We start from the raw sequence: 22904 nt of genomic DNA, 5'->3' as shown, positions 1-22904 counted from the left end.
AGCGCGCTCAAACAGAACACGTGGATAACGCGGCATGCGAAACCCAGAAGAATTGATCCGCGAGAGCCTCGCGCCAAACGATTTCGTCGCTGTGAGCTGGAACCTTCACAAGGGCCGCACCCCGCTCGGTTTTCAGGCCTGGCAGGCGATGCAGCGCTGGGTTCAATCGACTCACGCGGACGCGTACTTCCTGCAGGAAGCGATGGCGCGGCGCATGCCGTCGCCGGTATTGGCAAGCAGTTTCGGCGCACCGATGGACGATCCACTGACCGACGTCTGGCACTGTCAGGCAACCGAAATCGCGCGCGCGCTCGAACTCGAAGTCGCGCTCGGCCCGAACGTGTTCAAGCCTTCGTGGCGGCACGGCAATGCAATTCTTTCGCCGCATCCGCTGGATCTCGGCGGCCGCTGGGACATTTCCGCGCATCGCTTCGAGAAGCGCGGCCTGCTGGTCGCGCGTGCGACGTTCGGCGGGCGGCTCGTCACGCTGCTGTGCGCGCATCTCGCGCTGACGCGTCCGGCTCGCTTGCGGCAGATGAACTGGATCGCGCACTGGATCGCGAAGGAAGCCCCGGACGGTCCGCTCGTGCTGGCCGGCGACTTCAACGATTGGCGCAACGACTCGGTGCCGCTCTTTCGCGAGCACGGCTTGCAGGAAGTCGCGACGCTGCTTGGCGAACCGGCGCGCACGTTCCCGGCGTTCTCGCCGGCGCTGTCGCTCGACAAGATGTTCGTGCGCGGCATGCAGCCGGTCGAATGGATCCAGCCGACGCAGGAGACCGCGTGGCTGTCGGATCATTTGCCGTATATGGCGAAGTTGCGGCTGGAGTAAACGTTTTCGGTCATTGCGCTTCCGCCGACGGAAAGCGCGTGCCCCCATCACTCGCGATGCGGTGTCCAGCTCAACGCCGCTTCGATCTCTTCCCCCGGCTGCAACACGCAGCCGCCGACGTGCTCTTGTGTACCAACCGCATTGAAGCAATCGGTCGTATTCGTGACCGGCTCCACGCATAGCTGCGGATCGTTGGCCGGCGCGAACACGACCAGGTGATCGAACGGCGCGTCGGCACGCATCGTCAGCTTGCGGCGCTCGTCGGGCCACGCGATCGTCGCCACGCGCGACCAGTTCGAAAAGTTGTTGTCGAGAGCGAACGCGTCGGGCGACATGCCCGCGCGCAGCGCGTCGACGGCCGGATGCGGGCCGAGGTGCGTCGGCAGCACATCGGTGTCGGCGTGCCACATCGCCTGCACGTCGGCATGGATGCGCGTCGCCGCGGTGCGCGGATAGTACGGGTGATGGCCCATGCCGAACGGCATCGGCCGATCGGCGAGATTCCGCCCGGACATCGTGATGTGGAGCGCGCCGCCGCGCAACTCGATACGCTGCCGCGCGCGATAGCGAAACGGCCAGTCGCCGGTCACGCTCGCATCGGGCTCGTGCTCGAAGTGCAAGTCCACCGCGCTTTCACTGCGCGCGCCGACGCGCCACGGACGACGCCACGCGTTGCCATGCAGCGCGTGGGCAAAATGCGGATCGTTGCCGCCGAGATCGATCGTCGCGCCGTCGAACGCGAAGCGCGAATCGCGAATCCGGTTGCAGTATGGGAACAGCGGGAAGCTCGCCATGCGCAGCGAATCGCGCGCTTCGAACGCTTCCGGCAGCGCCGGCCGCAGCCAGTGCAACGCACCTTCCGGCGTGACCTCGTAGAACGCCGCGAGCGCGCCGCCAATGTCCGGCGCGAGCACCGCGCGCAATGCGCCGGCGGACAATGTAACGAGGCGCGCGACAATCGCGGGATCGTCGAGCCACGACAGCTGCGCCGCCGATCGGGTCACGGCATATGCCTCGCGCGGCGGGGCAGGATTCAGGGAAACGTCGCGCATAGTCAGACGAGGCGAAACCGCGAGCGGAAAGCGGCAACAGAAACGTGCATTCATATCTCCTTTGATGTGCCGCGCACCCCGCGGCCGGCGCACTACGGCAGTCGCCCCGAGCGAGAATCGCACGACACCGCACCAATGGTCAATATTATTAGTAATAACGTCGCTCAAAGATGGCCGTAACGGAGCGTAAGCTCAATTCCCAAATGGCGGGTTAGCGCGCGTTGCCGCGCGCATATTATTAGTGGTACCGTCAGCAGCATGATGCCGCTGGCATTCCCCTGCTTCAGCGCCGCCTCAACGCGGCCCGCACAATGAAAAAATCGACTCAACGCCGTCCCACCATGACCGACATTGCCAAGCTCACCGGCGTGTCGCAATCCACCGTCTCGCTCGTGCTCAACAACGCGGCCGGCGCGAAATTCTCCGAAACAACCCGCAATAAGGTGCTGAAAGCCGCGCACGACCTCGGCTACCGGCTGTCGCTGCGCGAACCGGTCGCGGCATCGAGCGACGAGCGCAATCTGATCGTCTATCTGGCCGACGAAATCTCGACGAGCCCTCATCCTGTCGTCAACATCGACGGCGCGCGCGACGCTGCATACGCGAGCGGCAAGATGCTCGCGGTCTACTCGACGCACGGCAACGCCGACATCGAAAAGCAGGTACTCGATACTGTTCTCACCAATCCGCACGTATTCGGCGTGATCTACGCGACCGTCTACACGCGCAAGGTCGCGCCGCCGGCCGCGCTGTCGCAGGTGCCGACCGTGCTGCTGAACTGCTACACCGGCGACACCACGTTTTCGTCGGTGGTGCCGGCCGAGGTCGCGGGCGGCCATCTGGCGACCGAGTATCTGCTGCAAGCCGGCCACCGGCGCATCGGCTACATCAACGGCGAGCCGTGGCAGGACGCCGCGAAAGACCGGCTGAAGGGCTACCGCACCGCGCTCGCGACCGCCGATCTGCCGTTCGCGCCCGAGTTGGTGCGCGACGGCGACTGGAGCTCGGGCCTCGGCTTCGAGCTAACGCTGTCGCTGATGCGCGAAGCCAATCCACCCACCGCGATCTTCTGCGCGAACGACCTGACCGCGATCGGCGCGATCGAGGCGCTCAAGCAACTCGGCTTGCGCGTGCCCGAGGACGTGTCGGTGCTCGGCTACGACGACCAGGAAATCGCGCGTCACACACACCCGCCGCTGTCGACGGTGGTGCTGCCCAACTACGAACTCGGCCGCTGGGCCGTCGAGACGCTGCTGCAGGAAGAGCACAACCGCGCGGCCGGCGCACCGGTGCGCCATCGCACGGTGAAGCTCGACGGACCACTGGTCGAACGCGCCTCGGTCAGGGTAATTACCGAGGCGAAACCGGCGACAATTAATATTATTAGTGATTGACCGATAATAATTCCGAGTGGAATAATCGGCACGTCGGGTCGGGAAGAACGCGCACCGGTGGGTCATAGCCAACCGCATCCTCGCCATTGAAACAGCGCCGGGTCCCCGGCTGGGCAAAGACAATCCCGAGCAGCACAAAAAATACACCGTCCACCGGTTACTGGAGGAAGACATGGCGTCGCTCATTACGCAGTCGCGCATGCACGCGCGCAAGCAGCAGATTCGTCCGCTCGCAGCTTCGCTGCTGGCTCTGGCAATCGGTGTCGGCGCGGTGGCCGCGCATGCCGACGACGCGTTGCCGAAGCTCGCGACCAAGACCCCGTTGAAGGTCGGCTTCGCGCAGACCGAAAGCAACAACCCGTGGCGTCTCGCGGAAACCAGGAGCTTCAAGGACATCGCCGCGAAGTGCGGCTGGCAGGTCGTGATGACCGACGCCAACGGCTCCAACTCCAAACAGGTCTCCGACATTCAAAGCATGATTGCCCAGCACGTCGATCTGCTGGTATTCCCGCCTCGTGAAGAAAAACCGCTCGCGCCGGTCGTGCTGCAGGCGAAGAAGGCCGGCATTCCGGTGATCCTCGTCGACCGCAACGTCGACCAGTCGGTCGCGAAGGCGGGCCGCGACTACATCACGTTCATCGGCTCGGACTTCATCGATCAGGGTCACCGCGCCGCCGACTGGCTAGTCAAGGCGACGGGCGGCAAGGCGAAGATCATCGAACTCGAAGGCACGACGGGTGCGTCGGCCGCGAACGATCGGAAGAAGGGCTTCGACGAAGTGATCGCGAAGAACCCCGGCATGACGATTATCGCGTCGCAAAGCGGCGACTTCGCGCGCGACACCGGCCGCAAGGTGATGGAAACGCTGTTGCAGGCGCATCCGGACGTGACCGCCGTGTACGCGCACAACGACGAAATGGCGCTCGGCGCGATCGCCGCGATCAAGGCGGCCGGCAAGCAGCCGGGCAAGGACATCCAGATCGTCACGATCGATGGCACCAAGGGCGGCATGGACGCGATCGCGGCGGGCGAGCTCGGCGCGAGCGTGCAATCGAGCCCGTTCTTCGGCCCGCTCGCGTGCGACGTCGCGCAGCGCTATGCGAAGGGCGAAAAAATCCCCACCTGGGTCAAGGTATCCGACCGCTTCTACGACAAGGAAAACGTGCAGCAGAACATGCAGTACGGCTATTGATCGCAAGCATCGGGATGTGCCCCGGGGCGGTATGTTCCCGGGCACTCCCTTCGGCGTTGTAGCAGGAAGTCACCCGCCTTCTATGAATGTCTCCTCGTCGGGCGGGTGGCCGGAAGGCTTCGAAGCGACGCGCCCGTGACCGACGGACCGTCGCTTCGCTTTTATGCGGGCGTAACATGGGCCGGGCGCGCTGGAGCGGCTTGACCGCGTCGCCAGCAACAGCGCAGTCGGCAATATCGGCAGCATCCGCATCAGGAGAACTCCCGTGACGGAATCTGGCAAAGAGACGCCACCCTCCCCCCATTCCCGTTCGCCGCTGCTCGAGATGCAGGACATCGGCATCGGCTTCGGCGGCGTGCCCGCGTTGCGCGGCGCGAATCTGAGCGTGGCAGCCGGCGAAGTGCACGCACTGATCGGCCAGAACGGCGCCGGCAAATCGACAATGATCAAGATCCTGACCGGCGCCTATCGGCGCGGCTCGGGCAGCGTGCGGTTCGAAGGCCGCGAGGTCGATTTCCGCACGCCGAAGCAGGCGCGCGAAGCGGGCATCAGCACGATCTACCAGGAGATCAACCTGGTGCCGTTCCGCTCGGTCGCGGAAAACATCTTTCTGGGCCGCGAGCCGCGCCGCTTCGGTCTGATCGACTGGCGCACGGTGCAGCAGCGCGCGGCTGCGCTGCTCGATTCGTTCGGTTTGCAGATCGACGTGAAAAAGCCGGTCGGCCGATACTCGACCGCGATCCAGCAGATGGTGGCGCTTGCGCGCGCGGTGTCGTCGGACGCGAAGATGGTGATCATGGACGAGTCGACGTCGTCGCTCGACGAGCGCGAAGTCGAGCTGCTGTTTACCGTCGTGCGCAAGCTGCGCGACGACGGCCGCGCGGTGATCTTCGTGTCGCACCGGCTCGACGAGTTGTACGCGCTGTGCGATCGCGTGACCGTGATGCGCGACGGCCAGACGGTCGCGCAAAGCACGATGGCCGAGATGGACAAGCTGCAGCTCGTCACCACGATGCTCGGCCGCTCGCTCGCCGCGGTCGTGCAGGACGAGCCGGCCGCGCGCGAAGCGAATCTCGCGAAGCGCGGCAAGCAGCTGATCGGCGCTACGCAGCTCGGGCGGCCGCCAAAGGTCAACGGCGTATCGCTCGACGTGCACGCGGGCGAGGCGGTGGGTCTGGCCGGCCTGCTTGGCTCGGGCCGCACCGAAACGATGCGGCTGATATTCGGCGCCGATCCGCTGGCGCAAGGCTCGCTCGCGATCGACGGCGAGACGGTCGCGCTGAAATCGCCGCAGGACGCTATCGCGCGCGGCCTCGCGTACCTGACCGAAGACCGCAAGGGCGAAGGCATCGTCCCCGAACTGTCGGTGCGCGACAACCTGACGCTGGTCTGCCTGCGCACGCTCGCGAAGAACGGCATCGTCGACGTGAAGAAGCAGCAGGTGATCGTCGATCGCTTCATCGCGTCGCTCGGCATCAAGCTGCGCTCGGCCGATCAGCCGATCCGCGAACTGTCGGGCGGCAATCAGCAGAAAGTGCTGCTCGCGCGCTGGCTTGCGGCCGAACCCGCGCTGCTGCTGCTCGACGAGCCGACGCGCGGCATCGACGTCGGCGCGAAGGCCGACGTCGCGAAGATCGTGCGCGAGTTGCGCGACGCGGGGCTCGCGGTGCTGCTGTCGGCCTCCGAGCTCGAAGAGCTGACCGCGGTCGCCGACCGTGCGGTGGTGATCCGCGACGGCCGCACGGTCGCCGAACTGAACGGAGCCGAGATGAGCGAGACCGCGATCATGGATGCGATCGCCTACGGCAGCGAGGGCCAATCGGCGCTCGCGCAAGCCGCGCGATCGGCACACATCGAAGACGCGCTGGAGGGCGACCGTCATGGCGCTTAAGCTGCATTCCAATCCGCTGCGCGGCGAGGCGCCGGGCGCCGCTGCGCAGGGCGCCGACACCATGATGCAATCGACCGATACGCCGCCCGCACGGTCCGCGAGCACCGTGCAGAAGTGGCGCCATCTCGCGATGCAGCGCGAAGTGATCGTGCTGCTCGGGATGGTGCTGTTCAACCTGATCTTCACGCCGCACTTCTGGTCGCTGCAGACCTTCAACGTGAACATGACGCAGGTCGTGACGATCGTGATCGTCGGCATCGGCATGACGCTGGTCGTGGCGACCGGCGGCATCGATTTGTCGGTGGGCGCGTCGATGGCGATTGCGGGCGCGCTCGCGCCGATGCTGTTCCTCAACATCGCGGGACCGCTCGGCATCGCGCTCGCGTTCGTGCTGCCGGTGTTGGCGGCCGCCCTGTGCGGTGTGTTCAACGGCCTGCTCGTCACGCGATTATCGGTGCAGCCGATCGTCGCGACGCTCGTGCTGTTCATCGCCGGACGCGGCATCGCGCAGGTCGTCACCGACGGCAGCCTGCAAGCGTTCAACACGCCAGCCTTTCAATGGATCGCGCTCGGCAAGATCGCGGGCGTGCCGTTCCAGGTGCTGCTGATGCTCGCGCTGGTCGGCGTATTCGTGTGGGTCGTGCGCAAGACGCTGTTCGGCCAGTATCTGCTGATCACCGGCGGCAACGAGAAAGCCGCGTATCTGTGCGGCGTGCCGACCGCTGCCGTCAAGATGATCGCGTACACGCTGTGTGCGGCGCTCGCGGGCCTCGCGGGGCTGATCTCGATCTCGGTGAATTCGTCGTCGGACGCGAACGTCGTGGGGCTGGGCGTCGAACTCGATGCGATCGCGGCGGTCGCGGTCGGCGGTACCGCGCTGACGGGTGGCAAGGCGTATATCGGCGGCACGCTGATCGGCGCGCTGATCATCCAGTTGCTGCGCTATACGCTGCTCGCGCACGGCATTCCCGATGCGGCCGCGCTCGTCGTGAAGGCCGGCATCATCGTCGCGGCGGTTTATGTACAGCGGCGCTCGCGCTGACAACCTTTCCGGATCCGATGCGATGAAAAAGAACCTACCCATCCTGCTCGCGCTCGCGGCGCTCGTCGTGTTTGGCCTCGTGCGCTATGACCACTTCGGCTCGGCGTACAACATCACGTCGTTCTGGCGCTACAACTCGATGTTCGCGCTGATCTCGATCGGCATGGCCTTCGTGATCATCACGGGCGGTATCGATCTGTCGGTTGGCACGGTCGCAGCGCTCGCGAGCGTGGTCGCCGCGCTGACGAGCGTCTACGGCGGCTGGGTCGCGGTGCTGGCGGGCTGCGTGGCCGGCCTCGCGGTCGGCGTGCTGAACGGCATCATCATCACGCGGCTCAAGATCCTGCCGTTCATCGTCACGCTCGCGACGAGCCTCGGCGCGCACGGCGTCGCGCTGTTGCTGGGCAAGAACGACGCGGTCTCGATCGCGGCCGATTCGAACTTCGGCAACTTCGGTCAGGGCGACCTGTTTGGATTACCGATTCCGGGACTGGTCGCACTGGTCGCCGCGGTGGCCGGCTGGCTCGCGCTGCGCAGCACGCGCTTCGGGCGGCACTCGCTCGCGATCGGCGGCAGCGAAGAGGCCGCGCGGCTGATGGGGCTGAACGTCGACCGCACGCTGGTGATGGCCTATGCGGTCAGCGGGCTGCTCGCCGGCATGGCGGGCGTGATTCTCGCCGCGCAGTTCGGCGCGGGGCAGCCAAACGAAGGCGTCGGCTGGGAGCTGTTCGCGATCTCGGCGGTCGTGCTCGGTGGCACGCTGCTGACCGGCGGCGAAGGTTCCGTCGCGATGACGATCGCCGGCGTGCTGCTGCTCGGCCTCGTGTTCAATCTGCTGAACTTCGAGAACGGGCTCGGCTTCATCAGTCTATCCGCGTACTGGCAATCGGTGATTCGCGGCGTGTTCCTGCTCCTCGTGATCGTGCTGCAGGCGCGCGTGTTGAAACAGCGTGGAAAAAGGCGGGCGGCGGCGGCGTGAGCAAGCGGCACCCGCGAATTGGCGTCATCGATGCCATCGGACAGATTTTCCTTATTTGACTGAGGCTTGCCGCTACAATCGCCGCCCCCGACCCATATCTGTGTACCGATAGACCCGCCGTGAAACCGTGTGACCGTGACGTGTCCCCGACGCGTCAGGACGTCCCCGATCGTCGTCCTCGGTTTCCTTATTGATTGTTCGTGCGCAACGTCCAGACCGTCGCGGTGTTGGTGGCGTCGTCCACCGCCGTGAACTGCAGGTGGCGGTTGCTATCGAGGCCGAAGGCGAGGCCGAACGCCGAGCCCGGCGAAGGATCGACCTGCAATTGGGCGACGAATTGTCCGTCGACGGTGAACTCGACGATTTCGCTGGGCTGATTCGGGTCGGGGTTGACCGCGTCGCCGTTTGCGGTGACGAGATGCCCGTTGGGTGCGAGTGCCAGCGCAAGCGGGCCGTGCAGGTGCTTGTTGTCCTGGTAAATCATCCGGCCGACGCCGCCATCGTGATTCGCGCCCGCGGCGCCATAGATGGCGAACACCGCGTTGTCACCGGTCGAGGCGACGTACAGCACGTCATGCGTTGGGTCGTATGCCAGTCCGGTCGGGCCGACCACCAGTGCCGCCGGATCGGTGCGGTGCAGATAGCCTGAGGCGATGATGGTGGAGCTGGGCAGCATCTGAACGCCGTTCTCCCCGATCGCAAGATCGATCCGCGCGACCTTTCCGTTCAGCACATCGGAGACGAAGACCCGGACGAATTGCCCCCCGTCGATCACGGTGAGATCCCAGGGGCCGTCCAGCAGCTTCTTATCTTTCAGTTCCGTGACGAGCCCGCCTTGCGGATTGATGACGAGCAGCGAGCCCGGTGGGACGACGTTCTTGCCATCCGTTGTCGGCACATTGCCCACCAGCACGAAGCCACTTCGGAGCACCGCGAGCGCCGTCGTGAGGCCGAGATTGCTTCCCTGGAAGAAGGTCACCGGATTGCTATTGGACACGAGCTTGACGATCGTCGTGCCGGTTCCCTGCAGGTTCGACTGCGCATTGAAGTTCGACACCACCACATCGCCGGGTTTGAGCGTGCTCCAGGACGGCACGCCGAACGGCACGAACGCCATGCCATATGGATTGACATCCCCGTTGGACGGAACGGTCGACGAGGTCACGGACTGCGGCGGCAAAATCACCTGCTGCGCCCCGGCCCCGACCGCCCCCAACGATAAAACCAGCAGACCGGCTCGACACACCGCACGACGTAAGCGGCGCGATGCACGTGCCCGTATCACCAATCCGTTGAAGTCTGCATATGAACCGAATGCAGACATCGCACGAGAAGTTTCCATTTGACACCTCCTACTCGCAGGGGCGGTCGCAGCCGCCAGGACGAGTCGCGCAGCCCACCGCACTGCCTTGCTTCGCGCGACTCGCGTCCTGCGTAAACGAGGTGACGTCAGGCGTATTCCCCCACAAATCGCGCCGTGCAACCGGTAGCCGAACGCGAGGCGATCCCGATGGCGCCGGGACGGTTCCGCCCCATTTGCCAGCCTTACTAGCAAGGTCAATGCTGCAGCGCACGCCGCGTTTGGGTATCATCTTGAAATTGTTGCCCACGCGGCGCGTTGCTTTCACGCCTGCCGGACAGCCAATGGCAGCCGCCCTGCGCGGCGTTCGCCGAATCGCCGTACCCCGCTGAAGCACGGCCGCACTCACGCCAACGTACTTCGCGGCGCCAGCAAGCCGGCGCCGCCGCTTCCCGGTTTGGCAACCCGCTTTACCACGCTCGAGCGCCGCGCTGCGGCCCCGCCCGGCGGGCACGGTAAAATGCTGGATTGCGCGGGAGTCCCGACCACGGATCAGCGCAGCATCGCCCTTGCCGTGCCGGCCGGCTCAGACGACTGGCCGCCTTTGTTTTCGCACTATCCAAGAAGCCATGAGCAACCTGAATTCACAAACCGTCCTGAGCGTCCATCACTGGACCGATACGCTTTTCAGCTTCACCTGCACGCGCGATCCGTCGTTCCGCTTCGAAAACGGCCAGTTCACGATGGTCGGCCTGCAGGTCGACGGCAAGCCGCTGCTGCGCGCCTACAGCCTCGCGAGTGCGAACTACGAAGAACACCTCGAATTTCTCAGCATCAAGGTGCAGGATGGTCCGCTCACGTCGCGTCTGCAGCATCTGAAGGTCGGCGACGAAGTGCTGATCGGCAAGAAGCCGGTCGGCACGCTGGTGGCCGATAACCTGCTGCCGGGCAAGACGCTGTGGCTGCTGTCCACGGGCACGGGCCTCGCGCCGTTCATGTCGATCATCAAGGATCCGGACATTTACGACCGCTACGAGCGCGTGGTGCTCACGCACACCTGCCGTTTCGTCGACGAACTCGCGTACAAGGAATACATCACCGAGCACCTGCCGGCGCATGAACACCTCGGCGAGCTCGTGCAGGAAAAGCTGCTGTACTACCCGACCGTCACGCGCGAAGCGTTCCAGAACCGCGGCCGCATCACCGAGCTGATCGAAACCGAAAAGCTGTTCGCCGACCTCGGCGTGCCGGGTTTCTCGCTCGAGAACGACCGCGTCATGCTGTGCGGCAGCCCGCACATGCTGCGCGACACGCGCAAGCTGCTCGAAGACGCCGGTTTCAAGGAAGGCAGCAACAACGAGCCTGGTCATTACGTGGTCGAAAAGGCCTTCGTCGGCTAAACCGTCATTCCCTCTCGCGGCCCACGCGCCGCGAATTCCACAAAAGGAGCCTCCGGGCTCCTTTTTTGTTGCTCCGTTACAAATTGCCCCCCGCTAAATCACCTTCGCTGTCAGAATTCCTCTGACACGGCGGGCGCATGACAAACATCAAGTAATTTCTACAAACCACGCGCTAACCCTTGGTGCGACTGCTTTTTTAATCTTTTTGGGATATCATCGCGCCGCGAGATCAGGCGAATTCATGCACTGAACATCGTCAACCCGAGTTGTTACTGAATGTAAATTTCGTTACGTTGGGCCATCGTGTTTCGTCCGACGCGAAACCTCGTGATTCGCAGGCGCTGATTTCGTCTGCGCGCCCGCTTCGCTGTCCACTCCGCTTCCTGAGAGGGAAATTCATGGATACGTCGACTGCCGTCCCGTTCAACGCTGCGCTGGCCTCGGCCGCCCAGCGTGATGGCTTCGACATGCCGTCGCACGCCGCGCGCGAGATCGAGCGGCTGCGCGCGCGGGTGCGCGAGCTGTCGGCCGAACTGGTCGACGCGCAGGAAAGCGTACGCCGCCACGTCGCGCGCGAGTTGCACGACGGCGTCGGCGCCGAGCTGACCGCGACGCGCTTCGCGCTCGCCGGCATCGAAACCTGGCTGCCCGCCGACGCGCCGCCGCAATGCGCGGCCACGCTGGCAGTCGCGAACCGTTCGCTCGACGCCGTGCACGCGGCGAGCCGCGAGGCCATCGCGCAACTGCACGCGCCGTCGTTCGAGACGGGCCTCGCCGGCGCACTGAAGTGCTGGGTGCGCGACTTCTCCACGCGCACCGGCTTGCGCACCACCTTCGCCTGCACCGACGACGCGCGCCTTGCGCGCCTGCCCGCCGATGCCGCGCTCGCCGTGTTCCGCGTCGCGCAGGAAGCACTGAACAACGTCGCGAAGCACGCACGCGCGAGTTGCGCCGATGTGCGCATCGAAACGGGTACGCGTCATCTGAGGCTCATCGTCAGCGACGACGGCATCGGCCTGCCGCGCGGCGCGCGGGAACGCGGTGGCCAGAAAGAACCAGGCGCTCATTTCGGCCTCGCCGGCATGCAGGCGCGCTGCGCCGCATTCGACGGCACGTTGCGGGTCGGCGCGCGGCGCGCGCGGGTTGGTCGCGGCGAGGACGGCGGCACTCGCAGCAGCGGCGCCGTCGCCCCGCGCGGCACCTTGATCCAGGCCCGCTTCGCGTGGCACGCGCTGTTGGCAGCCACCGCCTCGCGCGCCGCCCGGCGCGCGTTGCAATCGTGAGCACGCGACCATGAGCCTGCGCATCCTGATCGTCGAAGATCACGCGGTGGTCCGCCAGGGCGTTCGCCAGCTGCTGCTCGATCGCGGCGTCGCGCGCGAGGTCGCCGAGGCGCAAAGCGGCTCCGAAGCGCTCGACTCGGTCGTCCATCACAGCTTCGACGTGGTGCTGCTCGACATCTCGCTGCCCGACATGAATGGCGTCGAGGTGCTCAAGCGCCTGAAGCGCAAGGCGCCGCGCGTCGCGGTGCTGATGTTCTCGATGTACCGCGAGGACCAGTACGCGGTGCGCGCGCTCAAGGCCGGCGCGTCCGGCTATCTGTCGAAGACGGTCGACGCCGCGCAGATGATCGGCGCAATCCAGCAGGTCGCCGCGGGCCGCAAGTACGTGAGCCCCGAGATGGCCGAGGCGCTCGCCGACTACGTGTCGTTCGACGGCGAGCAGTTGCCGCACGAAAAGCTGTCCGATCGCGAGTACCAGACGCTGTGCATGCTCGCGTCGGGCAAACGGCTCACCGATATCGCGGCCACGCTGTCGCTGTCGGTGAAGACGGTCAGCGTGTACCGCACGCGGCTGCTGGACAAGATGAAGCTGCGCAACAACGCCGAGCTCACGTTCTATGTGATGAGCAACCGCCTCGTCGATCTGAATCCCGCGATGGCCGGCTAGGCCAGCAAGCGCCGCCTGCCGTGCCTGCGGCCTTGTGCCGCAGTCGCCCGACCCGACCGCGGCACCGGCGCAAACGAAGAAATTCCGTCCCCGTCCATCGGCTATTCAGTAAAAGCTTGACTGCCGCCCCGCTCGCGGCACCGCAAGACCACGCCGAAGCCCCCTCCTGGCGGGAGTTTCCGCCCATCGCCCTAATCCACGAAGTGCCGCCTTGAACCGGCCCAGTGGCACGCATCCGCTAGAATTGCGGGTTTTCCCGACATTCGGCGCGCAACACGCGTGCACCACTGGAGACCCACGCCAATGTCCCTGTTTCGCAAAAAGAGCGTCGAGCACATGCTTGCGGCGAGCGCTCAGACCGCCGGCCTGAAAAAGGCGCTCGGCGCACTCGACCTGACTTTCCTCGGCGTCGGCGCGATCATCGGCACCGGCATCTTCGTGCTGACCGGCACGGGCGCCTTGCAGGCCGGCCCCGCGCTGATGATCTCGTTCGTGATCGCGGCGATCGCCTGCGGCTTCGCCGCGCTCGCCTATGCCGAATTCGCATCGACGATTCCGGTCGCCGGTTCGATCTACACGTACTCGTACGCGACGCTCGGCGAGCTGGCCGCGTGGATCATCGGCTGGGACCTGATGCTCGAGTACGGCCTCGCGACCTCGGCGGTGTCGGTCGGCTGGTCCGGCTATCTGCAGTCGCTGCTGTCGGGCTTCGGCGTGTCGCTGCCGATGGCGCTGACCGCGGCCCCCGGCGCCGTCCCCGGACAGGAAACGCTGTTCAACCTGCCCGCCTTCCTCGTGATGATGGCGATCACCACGCTGCTGTCGGTCGGTGTGCGCGAATCCGCGCGCATCAACAACATCATGGTGGCGATCAAGGTCGTGGTCGTTCTGCTGGTGATCGGCGTCGGCGTGTTTCACGTCGCGCCGGCCAACTGGCACCCGTTCATGCCGCACGGCTGGAGCGGCGTGTTCGGCGCGGCCGCGGTGATGTTCTTCGCGTTCATCGGCTTCGACTCGGTGTCGTCGGCGGCGGAAGAGGTGAAGAACCCGAAGCGCGATCTGCCGATCGGCATCATCGCGTCGCTCGGCGTGTGCGCGGTGCTGTACGTGGCCGTGGCCGCGGTCGTCACCGGCATCGTGCCGTCCGAGAAGTTCATGGGCATTTCGCACCCGGTGTCGTACGCGCTGCAGCTCGCGGGGCAAAACTGGGTCGCGGGCTTCATCGACCTCGGCGCCGTGCTCGGCATGCTGACCGTGATTCTCGTGATGGCCTACGGTCAGACGCGCGTGATCTTCGCGATGTCGCGCGACGGCCTGCTGCCCGCGAAGCTGTCGAAAGTGCATCCGCGCTTCGCGACGCCGTTCTTCACGACGTGGCTCGTCGGCATCTTCTTCGGCCTGATCGGCGCGCTGGTGCCGCTCAATGTGTTGGCTGAACTGATCAATATCGGCACGCTCGCGGCATTCTCGATGGTGTCGATCGCGGTGCTCGTGCTGCGCAAGACCCACCCCGAGCTGCCGCGCGCGTTCCGTTGCCCGGGCGTACCGGTCGTGCCGGTGCTCGCGGTCGCATCGTGCCTGTTCCTGATGCTGAACCTGCAAGGCATCACGTGGGGCGCGTTCCTGATCTGGCTCGCGATCGGCATGGTCGTCTATTTCGGCTACTCGCGCCGTCATTCGAAACTGGCAAAGTAAAGCGCCGTTTTCGACGAGGCCGCGCCAATGAGCTGAATGCTCGCGAGCGCGGCATCGCTTTCCGCTGATCTATCGAAGCGCCCCGTCATGCCCTGCAGACGGGGCGCTTGTCTTTGCGGCGTCCCGTTCCGTGGCCCCCATCTTCTCTACGTGCGCTCGCGCGCGCCGACACACTTCCCCTCATAGCGCGTCCGCGCGATTTGTGCTTTACTTTTCGGCAGACTCGTAAAACCCGCAGCACCCTCATCGGACCTCGCGAACCGCAGTCACTCGCAGTCGAAGCAAAAGCAGGGGCAACAACAATCACAGGTCCGGTCTCACCCACAGCAACTATCTTGCATGGGATCGTGGTCAGCGTGGAGGCGGGGATCGATACGCCGAAGCGCTCGCTCCGATCAATCGCGTTTAAACCGCATGGGACCGCGGTAAGCGCTAAAGCGCTAACCGCGGTCGACAAAGGAGACAGCTTCATGGCGATCAGCATCAGTCTGACGGTCAATGGCGCACCCGTGAGCGCCTCAGTCGACCCTGGCACCCTGCTTGTCCAGTTCCTGCGCGATCAACTCCGTCTGACCGGCACCCACGTCGGCTGTGATACCGCGCAATGCGGCGCCTGCACCGTGCATCTAAACGGCCGCGCGATCAAGTCCTGCAACATCCTCGCCGCGCAAGCCGATGGCGCCGAAGTCACGACCATCGAAGGGCTCGCGCACAACGGCGCGCTGCATCCGATGCAGGCAGCGTTCAAGCACTGCCACGGTCTGCAATGCGGCTTCTGCACGCCGGGCATGGTGATGAGCGCGGTGTCGCTGGTGCAGCGTCAACCCGATCTGACCGGCGACGAAGTGCGCGAACAGCTCGACGGCAATCTGTGCCGCTGTACCGGTTATCACAACATCGTCAAGGCCGTGCTCGAAGGCGCCGCGGGTATGAAGGCGTCCGCAGCATCGAGCGCAAATGCCGGCGCGAATGCCACCGGCGCAACCGCCTGAGGAGCCGACGATGAACGCACCCGATACACAGAGCCTGATCGGCGCCGCCGTCGAACGCAAGGAAGACTATCGCTTCCTGACCGGCAAAGGCCAGTACACCGACGACATCGTGCTGCCGCAGCAAACCTACGCGGTCTTCCTGCGCTCGCCGCACGCGCACGCGAAGATCAACAGCATCGACACGAGCGCGGCCAGACAGTCGCCGGGCGTGGTCGCGATCTTCACCGGCGCGGACCTCGCGGCGGAGAAGGTCGGCGGACTGCCGTGCGGCTGGCTGATCCACAGCACCGACGGCAAGCCGATGAACGAGCCGCCGCATCCGGTGATCGCGCATACAAAGGCGCGGCATGTGGGCGACCAGATCGCGCTCGTGATCGCCGAATCGATCAAGGCCGCCAAAGATGCGGCCGAATTGATCGAGGTCGACTACGAAGAACTGCCGGCCGTCGTCGATACCGCGCATGCGGCCGACCCGGGTCAGGCGGCGGTGCACGACGAAGTGCCCGACAACGTCTGCTACAACTGGGGCCACGGCGACAAGGCCGCGACCGACGCCGCGTTCGCGAAAGCCGCGCACGTGACCACGCTCGACATCGTCAACAACCGCCTCGTGCCTAACGCGATCGAACCGCGCGCGGTCAACGCGAGCTATTCGGCGCAGGACGACAGCTACACACTGTACGTTGCGAATCAGAATCCTCACGTCGAGCGGCTGCTGATGGCCGCGTTCGTGCTGTCGCTGCCGGAATCGAAGCTGCGCGTGATCGCGCCGGACGTCGGCGGCGGCTTCGGCTCGAAGATCTTCCTGTACGCGGAAGACGTCGCGCTCACGTGGGCATCGAAGAAGATCGGCCGGCCGGTCAAATGGACAGCCGAGCGCTCCGAGGCGTTCCTCTCCGACGCGCACGGCCGCGATCACGTGACCAAGGCGGAGCTCGCGATGGACGCCGACGGCAAGTTCCTCGCGATGCGCGTGCATACGATCGCCAACATGGGCGCATATCTGTCGACGTTCGCGTCGAGCGTGCCGACAATCCTGTACGCGACGCTGCTCGCCGGCCAATATGCAACGCCCGCGATCTACGCCGAAGTGAAGGCGGTCTTCACCAACACCGTTCCCGTCGATGCGTATCGCGGTGCGGGCCGGCCGGAAGCGACGTTCGTCGTCGAGCGTCTGGTCGAAGCCGCGGCGCGCGAGATGAAGCTCGACCCCGCGGAAATTCGCCGCCGCAACTTCATCACGCAGTTCCCGTACGCGACCCCGGTCGGCCTCACCTATGACACCGGCGACTACAACGCGATTCTGTCGCGCGCGCTGACGCTCGCGGACGTCGAAGGCTCCGCCGCGCGCCGGCAGGAATCGGAAAAGAACGGCAAGCGCCGCGGCCTCGGCTACTCGTGCTACATCGAGGCATGCGGTCTCGCGCCGTCGAACATCGCGGGCGCGCTCGGTGCGCGCGCGGGCCTGTTCGAGGTCGGCCAGATTCGCGTGCACCCGACCGGTTCGGTCACCGTGTTCACGGGTTCGCACAGTCATGGCCAAGGCCATGAGACGACCTTCGCGCAAGTGGTCGCAGATCGCCTCGGCATTCCGCTCGACAGCGTCGAAATCGTGCACGGCGATACGGGTCGCATCGCGTTCGGCATGGGCACGTATGGCTCGCGTTCGATCGCGGTCGGCGGCTCGGCAATCTCGAAGGCGCTCGACAAGATCGAAGCGAAGGCGAAGAAGATCGCCGCGCATCTGCTCGAAGCGTCGGCGGAAGACATCGAGTTCAAGAACGGCGTGTTCCGCGTCGCGGGTACCGACCGCACGAAGGCGTTCGCGGAAATTTCACTCGCCGCCTACGTGCCGCACAACTATCCGCTCGACGTGCTCGAACCGGGCCTCGAAGAAAGCGCGTTCTACGATCCGACCAACTTCACGTATCCATCGGGCGCGTACATCTGCGAGATCGAAGTCGATCCGGACACCGGCGAGAGCCGCATCCAGAAGTTCACCGCGGTCGACGATTTCGGCAACGTGATCAATCCGATGATCGTCGAAGGCCAGGTGCATGGCGGGCTCGGGCAAGGTATCGGCCAGGCGATGCTCGAGCGCTGCGTGTACGACAACGACAGCGGCCAGCTGCTGTCCGGCTCGTACATGGACTACGCGATGCCGCATGCGTCCGATCTGCCCGACTTCACGGTCGAGACCTCGAAGGGCACGCCGTGCACGCACAACCCGCTCGGCGTCAAAGGCTGCGGCGAAGCGGGCGCGATCGGCTCACCGCCGGCCGTGATCAACGCGATCATCGACGCGCTCGCGCCGCTTGGCGTGACCAATCTGCAGATGCCGGCCACACCGCATCGCGTGTGGTCCGCGATTCAAGCGGCGAAGCAAGCCTGACCCAACGATCCTGAGCGGAGCATTCGACATGTATTCATTCGAGTATCAACGCGCGACGGATCCGCAAGCGGCCGCCGCAGCCCTCACCGCCGACAGCGAAGCGAAGTTCCTCGCCGGCGGCCAGAGCCTTCTGCCGACGATGCGCCTGCGCCTCGCGCAACCGTCGCAGCTGATCGACGTCACGCGCATTCCCGCGCTCAAGACGATCAGCGTCGACGCGAACAAAGTGACGATCGGCGCGGCCGTCTGTCACGCCGACGTCGCCGACCACGCGGACGTGCGGCGCGTGTTGCCCGCTCTCGCGGAGCTGGCTTCGAACATCGGCGATCGCCAGGTGCGCGCGCTCGGCACGATCGGCGGCTCGCTCGCGAACAACGATCCGGCCGCGTGTTACCCGGCCGCGGCGATGGGCCTGGATGCGACGATCGTCACGGACCGGCGGCGCATCGCCTCGGGCGATTTCTTCGTCGGCATGTACGAGACCGCGCTCGCGCCCGACGAGCTGATCGTCGCCGTCGAGTTTCCGGTGCCCGAGCGTGCCGCGTACGAGAAATTCCGCAATCCGGCCTCGCACTTCGCGCTGGTCGGCGTGTTCGTCGCGAAGTCCGCGAGCGGTGTGCGAGTCGCGGTAACGGGCGCGGCGTCGTCGGTATTTCGCGTGCCCGAGCTCGAAAGCGCGCTGTCGGCGAACTTCACGCCCGAGGCGGCACGCGCGGTCAGCGTGTCGCCCGACGAGCTCAATGAGGACATGCACGCGAGCGCCGCGTATCGCGCGCATCTGATTCCGCTGCTCGCCGCGCGCGCGGTCACGAAGGCAAATGCCTAGCGATACTCGCTAGGCGGCCCGGCTTGCGTTCGTGCGCATCACGGCGCGCGCAAGCCGGCTTCGTTCCTTTCGCGAGCCGGCGCCAGAATTCGACGCCGAGTTCGCGCCCATTGCGCTCTTCACTCGCGCCGCGCCGTGTCATGGCCTGTCGCGCAGACTCAGGACCATCATGCAGCCGGTTTCGATCGACGACACCCTCGCCCAACTCGCCGCCCAGCGCTATTTCGCGAGCCGCGAACTCGCGACCGCGCTGTATCTCGCGCTGCGCATGGAGCGGCCGCTGTTCGTCGAAGGCGAGCCGGGGGTCGGCAAGACCGAGCTCGCGAAAGCGGCGGCCGGCATGCTCGGCACCACGCTGCTGCGGCTGCAATGCTATGAAGGCCTCGACACCGCGAGCGCGCTTTATGAGTGGGACTACCCGCGCCAGATCATGGCGCTGCGGCTCGCCGAAGCGAGCGGCGAGCGCCCCGACAACGACACGCTGTATCGCGGCGAATTCCTGCTGAAGCGTCCGCTTCTACAGGCACTGATGCCCGACGAAAACCATCCCGGCGCGCGACGCGTGCTGCTGATCGACGAAATCGACCGCGCCGACGAACCGTTCGAGGCCTTCCTGCTCGAACTGCTTTCGGATTTTCAGGTATCGATTCCCGAATACGGCACCGTGCGCGCCGCACAGCCGCCGCTCGTCATCATGACGTCGAACCGCACGCGCGAAGTGCACGACGCGTTGAAGCGTCGCTGTCTGTATCAATGGATCGGCTATCCGGATCGCGAGCGCGAACTCGAGATCGTCGCTGCGCGCGCGCCGCAAACGTCGGCGCAATTGCAGCGGCGCGCGGTCGACTTCGTGCATCGGCTGCGCGGCATGGACCTGTTCAAGGCGCCCGGCATCGCCGAAACGATCGACTGGTGCCGCGCGCTCGAAGCGCTGTCGGTCACGGAGCTCGATCCGCAATCGGTGCAGAACACGCTCGGGGTGCTGCTCAAGTATCAGGACGATCTTGCGCGCGTGGATGCCGCGCAGATCGCGCAGTGTCTGGCCGGGTGAGGGTCGTCGGCAATGGCGAACGACATCGGCATAGGCAGACACGACGGCGCGAACCAGCAGTCCGCGCCCATGCTCGCGCGCAACGTCGTTCATTTCGTGCGCGTGTTGCGCGGCGCCGGTTTGCCGATGTCGCCCGCACAGGCCGTCGACGCGCTCGCCGCGTTGCAGTGGATCGATCTCGGCCGCCGCGATGACGTGCGCGCCGCGCTTGCCGCGCTGCTCGTCACCGCGCCCGACGAACGCGAGCTCTTCAATGCCGCATTCGATCTGTTCTGGCGCGACCCCGATTGGGAAGGCAAGCTGCGCGCGCTGCTGCTGCCGAAAGTGCGCGACGGGCTGCCGCCGCCGAAGCGCAACAACCGTCTCGCCGATGCGCTCGCGGTACGCATGCCGCCGTCGCCGCATCTGAATGCGCCGCAGGAAACCGAGCAGCACGAGTTGCATGCGCAGCTGACGTTCAGCGCGGAGGAGCGGCTGCGTCATCGCGATTTCGACACACTGGGCGCCGACGAATGGCGCACGCTGCGTCATCTGATCCGCGGCCAGCGGCTGCCGCTCGCCATGGAACCGACGCGGCGCCTGAAGGCGGCCTCGCACGGCACCCATGCGGACCTGCGCGCGAGCGCGCGGCACGCGGTGCGCGCCGGTGGCGACTGGACCGTGTGGAAGTATCGCGCGAGGGTCGAGCGCAAGCCGCCGCTCGTGCTGCTGCTCGACATTTCCGGCTCGATGAGCAACTACTCGCGCGCGGTGCTGTACTTCTGCCACGCGTTGTTGCAGTCGCGCGAACGTCTGCAGGTGTTTCTGTTCGGCACGCGGCTCACGAACGCGACGCGCGCATTGCGCGAACGCGATCCCGATGTCGCGATCGCGACGCTCAGCGATCAGGTGGTCGACTGGTCGGGCGGCACGCGCATCGGCGCGGCGCTCGCCGAATTCAACCGACGCTGGGCGCGCCGCGTGCTCACCGGTCGTGCAACGGTGCTGCTCGTCACCGACGGTCTCGATCACGAAGCGATCGACGTGCTCGATGCCGAAATGGCACGTCTCGCACGTTTCGCGCATCGCATCGTCTGGCTCAATCCGCTGCTGCGGTTCAGCGGTTTTACTCCCAAGGCGCGCGGCGTGCAGGCGATCCTGCCGTATGTCGACGCGCATCGTCCGGTTCATAATCTAGACAGTCTCGCAGCGTTCGGCCGCGATCTCGCGCAATTGACGCGCACGCCTCGCCACGCCGTCGCCGCGACGACACTCGCAGGAGCAACGTCATGGAATTGAGCGAAACTCATACGCTGCCGGTCGCGCAGCAGCAAACGTGGGACGCGTTGAACGACACCGAAATTCTGCGCGCGTGCATCCCCGGTTGCGAAAGCATCGACCCGGACGGCGAAAACGCGTACCTGGTCACGCTGAGCGCGGCGGTCGGCCCGGTCAAGGCGCGCTTCAAGGGGCGCATGCAACTGACCGACATCGACGCACCGAACGCCTACACGATCGTGTTCGAAGGCCAGGGTGGAGCGGCCGGCTTCGCGAAGGGCAATACGCAGGTCACGCTCGAAGCCGACGGCGATGCCGCGACGAAGCTCTCCTACACCGCCAACGCGCAGGTCGGCGGCAAGCTCGCGCAGATCGGCTCGCGGCTCGTCGACGGTGCGGCGCGCAAGATTGCCGGGGAGTTTTTCAAGCGCTTCAGCGCCCAGCTCTCGGGTGAGAATAGCGCTGGTGAAGCAACGGACGGCGACGCTTCGGTGGTTACCGAGGCGGAAGCCGCGTCAGCGTCTGCGCAAGCGGAATCGAACGACGCCGCGGACGGAGAGTCCGGCGACGAAGCAAAGAAGGGGAAGAAATCATGGACAGCGTGGATCTCGAAGTTCTGAAAACCAGCGCCCGCTGGCTGGAGGACGGACATCGCGCGCTCCTCGTGACGGTCGTGAAGACGTGGGGCTCGTCGCCGCGTCCCGAGGGCGCGATGCTCGCAGTGCGCGACGACGGCCTCGTGGTGGGGTCGGTGTCGGGCGGCTGCATCGAAGACGATCTGATCGACCGCGTACGGCAACGGGGCATCGAGCAGACGCATCCGGAAGCGGTGAAGTACGGCATCACGGCCGAGGAAGCGCATCGCTTCGGGCTGCCGTGCGGCGGCACGATCCAGCTCGTGCTCGAACCGTTGACACGGCAAAGCGGCATCGCCGAGCTGTGTCATGCGGTCGAAAACGGCCGGCTCGTCGCCCGCGAACTCGACATGGCGACGGGCGCGGTGCGGCTCGACAACGCGCAGGCGACCGACGGCGTGCATTTCGACGGTGAGCGTCTGCTGACGATCCACGGTCCGCGCTATCGGATGCTCGTGATCGGCGCCGGGCAGTTGTCGCGCTACTTGTGCCACATCGCGGTGGGGCTCGATTATCAGGTGACGGTCTGCGATCCGCGCGAGGAATACACCGAGGAATGGGACGTGCCGGGCACGAAGATCGTCCGCACGATGCCGGACGATACCGTGATCGACATGAAGCTCGACGAGCGCTGCGCGGTGATCGCGCTCACGCACGATCCGAAGCTCGACGATCTCGCGCTGATGGAAGCATTGAAGACGCCGGCGTTTTATGTCGGCGCGCTCGGCTCGCGCCGCAACAATCAAGCGCGGCGCGAGCGCCTGAAGGAGTTCGATCTGAAGGAAGCCGAACTGGCCCGTTTGCATGGGCCCGTCGGCATTTATATCGGCAGCAGGACGCCGCCTGAAATTGCGGTGTCGATTCTGGCGGAGGTGACGGCGGCCAAGAATGGCGTGTCGCTGCCGACGCTATTGCAGGTCGAAGGGGCGAAGGCTGCGCGGGAGATTGCGGCGTCGGGTGGCGCCGCCTGCAGCGTGTAGCCTGCCGCGTTCAACGAACCAGGCGGAGGGAACCCGGCGTGCCT

At 65.6% G+C, this 22904-nt stretch carries 19 protein-coding genes; 17 read left to right on the top strand and 2 right to left on the bottom strand.

Features of this window, described 5'->3' with window-relative positions:
- Positions 1–34 precede the first annotated feature (34 nt).
- A complete protein-coding gene (locus tag ACLFKU_RS24270; RefSeq protein ID WP_176109779.1) occupies positions 35–832 on the top strand; it encodes an endonuclease/exonuclease/phosphatase family protein in 798 nt (265 codons plus the stop codon).
- A 47-nt stretch (positions 833–879) separates the two neighbouring features.
- On the opposite strand, the gene ACLFKU_RS24265 is transcribed toward ACLFKU_RS24270, so the two are convergent.
- Entirely contained in the window at positions 880–1884 is a 1005-nt protein-coding gene (locus ACLFKU_RS24265; protein ID WP_410850730.1) for an aldose 1-epimerase, read from the bottom strand.
- A 341-nt stretch (positions 1885–2225) separates the two neighbouring features.
- On the opposite strand from ACLFKU_RS24265, the gene ACLFKU_RS24260 reads away from it, so the two are divergent.
- The 5 genes from ACLFKU_RS24260 (at position 2226) to ACLFKU_RS24240 (ending at position 8382) form a co-directional block, all read left to right on the top strand.
- A complete protein-coding gene (locus ACLFKU_RS24260) occupies positions 2226–3278 on the top strand; it encodes a LacI family DNA-binding transcriptional regulator (RefSeq protein WP_410850729.1) in 1053 nt (350 codons plus the stop codon).
- 172 nt (positions 3279–3450) lie between these two features.
- Positions 3451–4470, top strand: coding sequence for an ABC transporter substrate-binding protein (locus ACLFKU_RS24255; RefSeq protein WP_410850728.1), 1020 nt, complete (start codon positions 3451–3453; stop codon positions 4468–4470).
- Between the two features lie 325 nt (positions 4471–4795).
- Positions 4796–6361: a sugar ABC transporter ATP-binding protein gene (locus tag ACLFKU_RS24250; protein WP_410850753.1), complete on the top strand. Its 1566-nt coding sequence runs from the start codon at positions 4796–4798 to the stop codon at positions 6359–6361.
- 61 nt (positions 6362–6422) lie between these two features.
- Complete coding sequence (locus tag ACLFKU_RS24245) at positions 6423–7403, top strand: ABC transporter permease (protein WP_410850752.1); 981 nt, start codon at positions 6423–6425, stop codon at positions 7401–7403.
- A 22-nt stretch (positions 7404–7425) separates the two neighbouring features.
- Positions 7426–8382 carry an ABC transporter permease gene (locus ACLFKU_RS24240; RefSeq protein WP_368583261.1) on the top strand — a complete coding sequence of 319 codons (957 nt, stop codon included), beginning with the start codon at positions 7426–7428 and terminating at the stop codon, positions 8380–8382.
- Positions 8383–8569: 187 nt separating this feature from the next.
- Here ACLFKU_RS24240 and ACLFKU_RS24235 read toward each other — a convergent pair whose 3' ends face one another.
- Positions 8570–9706, bottom strand: a complete 1137-nt coding sequence (locus ACLFKU_RS24235) for a hypothetical protein (RefSeq protein ID WP_410850751.1) — start codon at positions 9704–9706, stop codon at positions 8570–8572.
- A 605-nt stretch (positions 9707–10311) separates the two neighbouring features.
- Between ACLFKU_RS24235 and ACLFKU_RS24230 the strand changes: the two genes are divergently transcribed.
- From ACLFKU_RS24230 to ACLFKU_RS24180, 11 genes are all read left to right on the top strand, one after another.
- Positions 10312–11082: a ferredoxin--NADP reductase gene (locus ACLFKU_RS24230; protein WP_018436901.1), complete on the top strand. Its 771-nt coding sequence runs from the start codon at positions 10312–10314 to the stop codon at positions 11080–11082.
- A gap of 398 nt (positions 11083–11480) precedes the next feature.
- A complete protein-coding gene (locus ACLFKU_RS24225; RefSeq protein ID WP_410850727.1) occupies positions 11481–12365 on the top strand; it encodes a sensor histidine kinase in 885 nt (294 codons plus the stop codon).
- Positions 12366–12375: 10 nt separating this feature from the next.
- Complete coding sequence (rqpR, locus tag ACLFKU_RS24220) at positions 12376–13032, top strand: response regulator transcription factor RqpR (protein ID WP_176109785.1); 657 nt, start codon at positions 12376–12378, stop codon at positions 13030–13032.
- Between the two features lie 303 nt (positions 13033–13335).
- On the top strand, positions 13336–14727 hold the full coding sequence (locus ACLFKU_RS24215; protein ID WP_410850726.1) for an amino acid permease: 1392 nt from the start codon (positions 13336–13338) through the stop codon (positions 14725–14727).
- A gap of 470 nt (positions 14728–15197) precedes the next feature.
- Positions 15198–15719, top strand: coding sequence for a (2Fe-2S)-binding protein (locus ACLFKU_RS24210; RefSeq protein WP_410850725.1), 522 nt, complete (start codon positions 15198–15200; stop codon positions 15717–15719).
- A gap of 10 nt (positions 15720–15729) precedes the next feature.
- Positions 15730–18111, top strand: a complete 2382-nt coding sequence (locus tag ACLFKU_RS24205; protein ID WP_410850724.1) for a xanthine dehydrogenase family protein molybdopterin-binding subunit — start codon at positions 15730–15732, stop codon at positions 18109–18111.
- Positions 18112–18139: 28 nt separating this feature from the next.
- Positions 18140–18937: an FAD binding domain-containing protein gene (locus ACLFKU_RS24200; protein WP_410850723.1), complete on the top strand. Its 798-nt coding sequence runs from the start codon at positions 18140–18142 to the stop codon at positions 18935–18937.
- Between the two features lie 169 nt (positions 18938–19106).
- Positions 19107–19988: an AAA family ATPase gene (locus tag ACLFKU_RS24195; protein ID WP_410850722.1), complete on the top strand. Its 882-nt coding sequence runs from the start codon at positions 19107–19109 to the stop codon at positions 19986–19988.
- Positions 19989–20000: 12 nt separating this feature from the next.
- Positions 20001–21266: a vWA domain-containing protein gene (locus ACLFKU_RS24190; protein ID WP_410850721.1), complete on the top strand. Its 1266-nt coding sequence runs from the start codon at positions 20001–20003 to the stop codon at positions 21264–21266.
- Positions 21257–21865, top strand: coding sequence for a CoxG family protein (locus ACLFKU_RS24185; RefSeq protein ID WP_410850720.1), 609 nt, complete (start codon positions 21257–21259; stop codon positions 21863–21865). The genes ACLFKU_RS24190 and ACLFKU_RS24185 overlap by 10 nt, the downstream gene beginning before the upstream one ends.
- Positions 21838–22860: an XdhC family protein gene (locus ACLFKU_RS24180; protein WP_368583252.1), complete on the top strand. Its 1023-nt coding sequence runs from the start codon at positions 21838–21840 to the stop codon at positions 22858–22860. Before ACLFKU_RS24185 ends, ACLFKU_RS24180 begins: the two co-directional genes overlap by 28 nt.
- Positions 22861–22904: the final 44 nt, after the last annotated feature.

Origin of the sequence: Paraburkholderia sp. EG304, assembly GCF_046543485.1 — a bacterium.
GTDB classification, from domain to species: Bacteria; Pseudomonadota; Gammaproteobacteria; order Burkholderiales; family Burkholderiaceae; genus Paraburkholderia; species Paraburkholderia youngii.
This window is presented reverse-complemented; position numbering and strand designations above follow the sequence as displayed.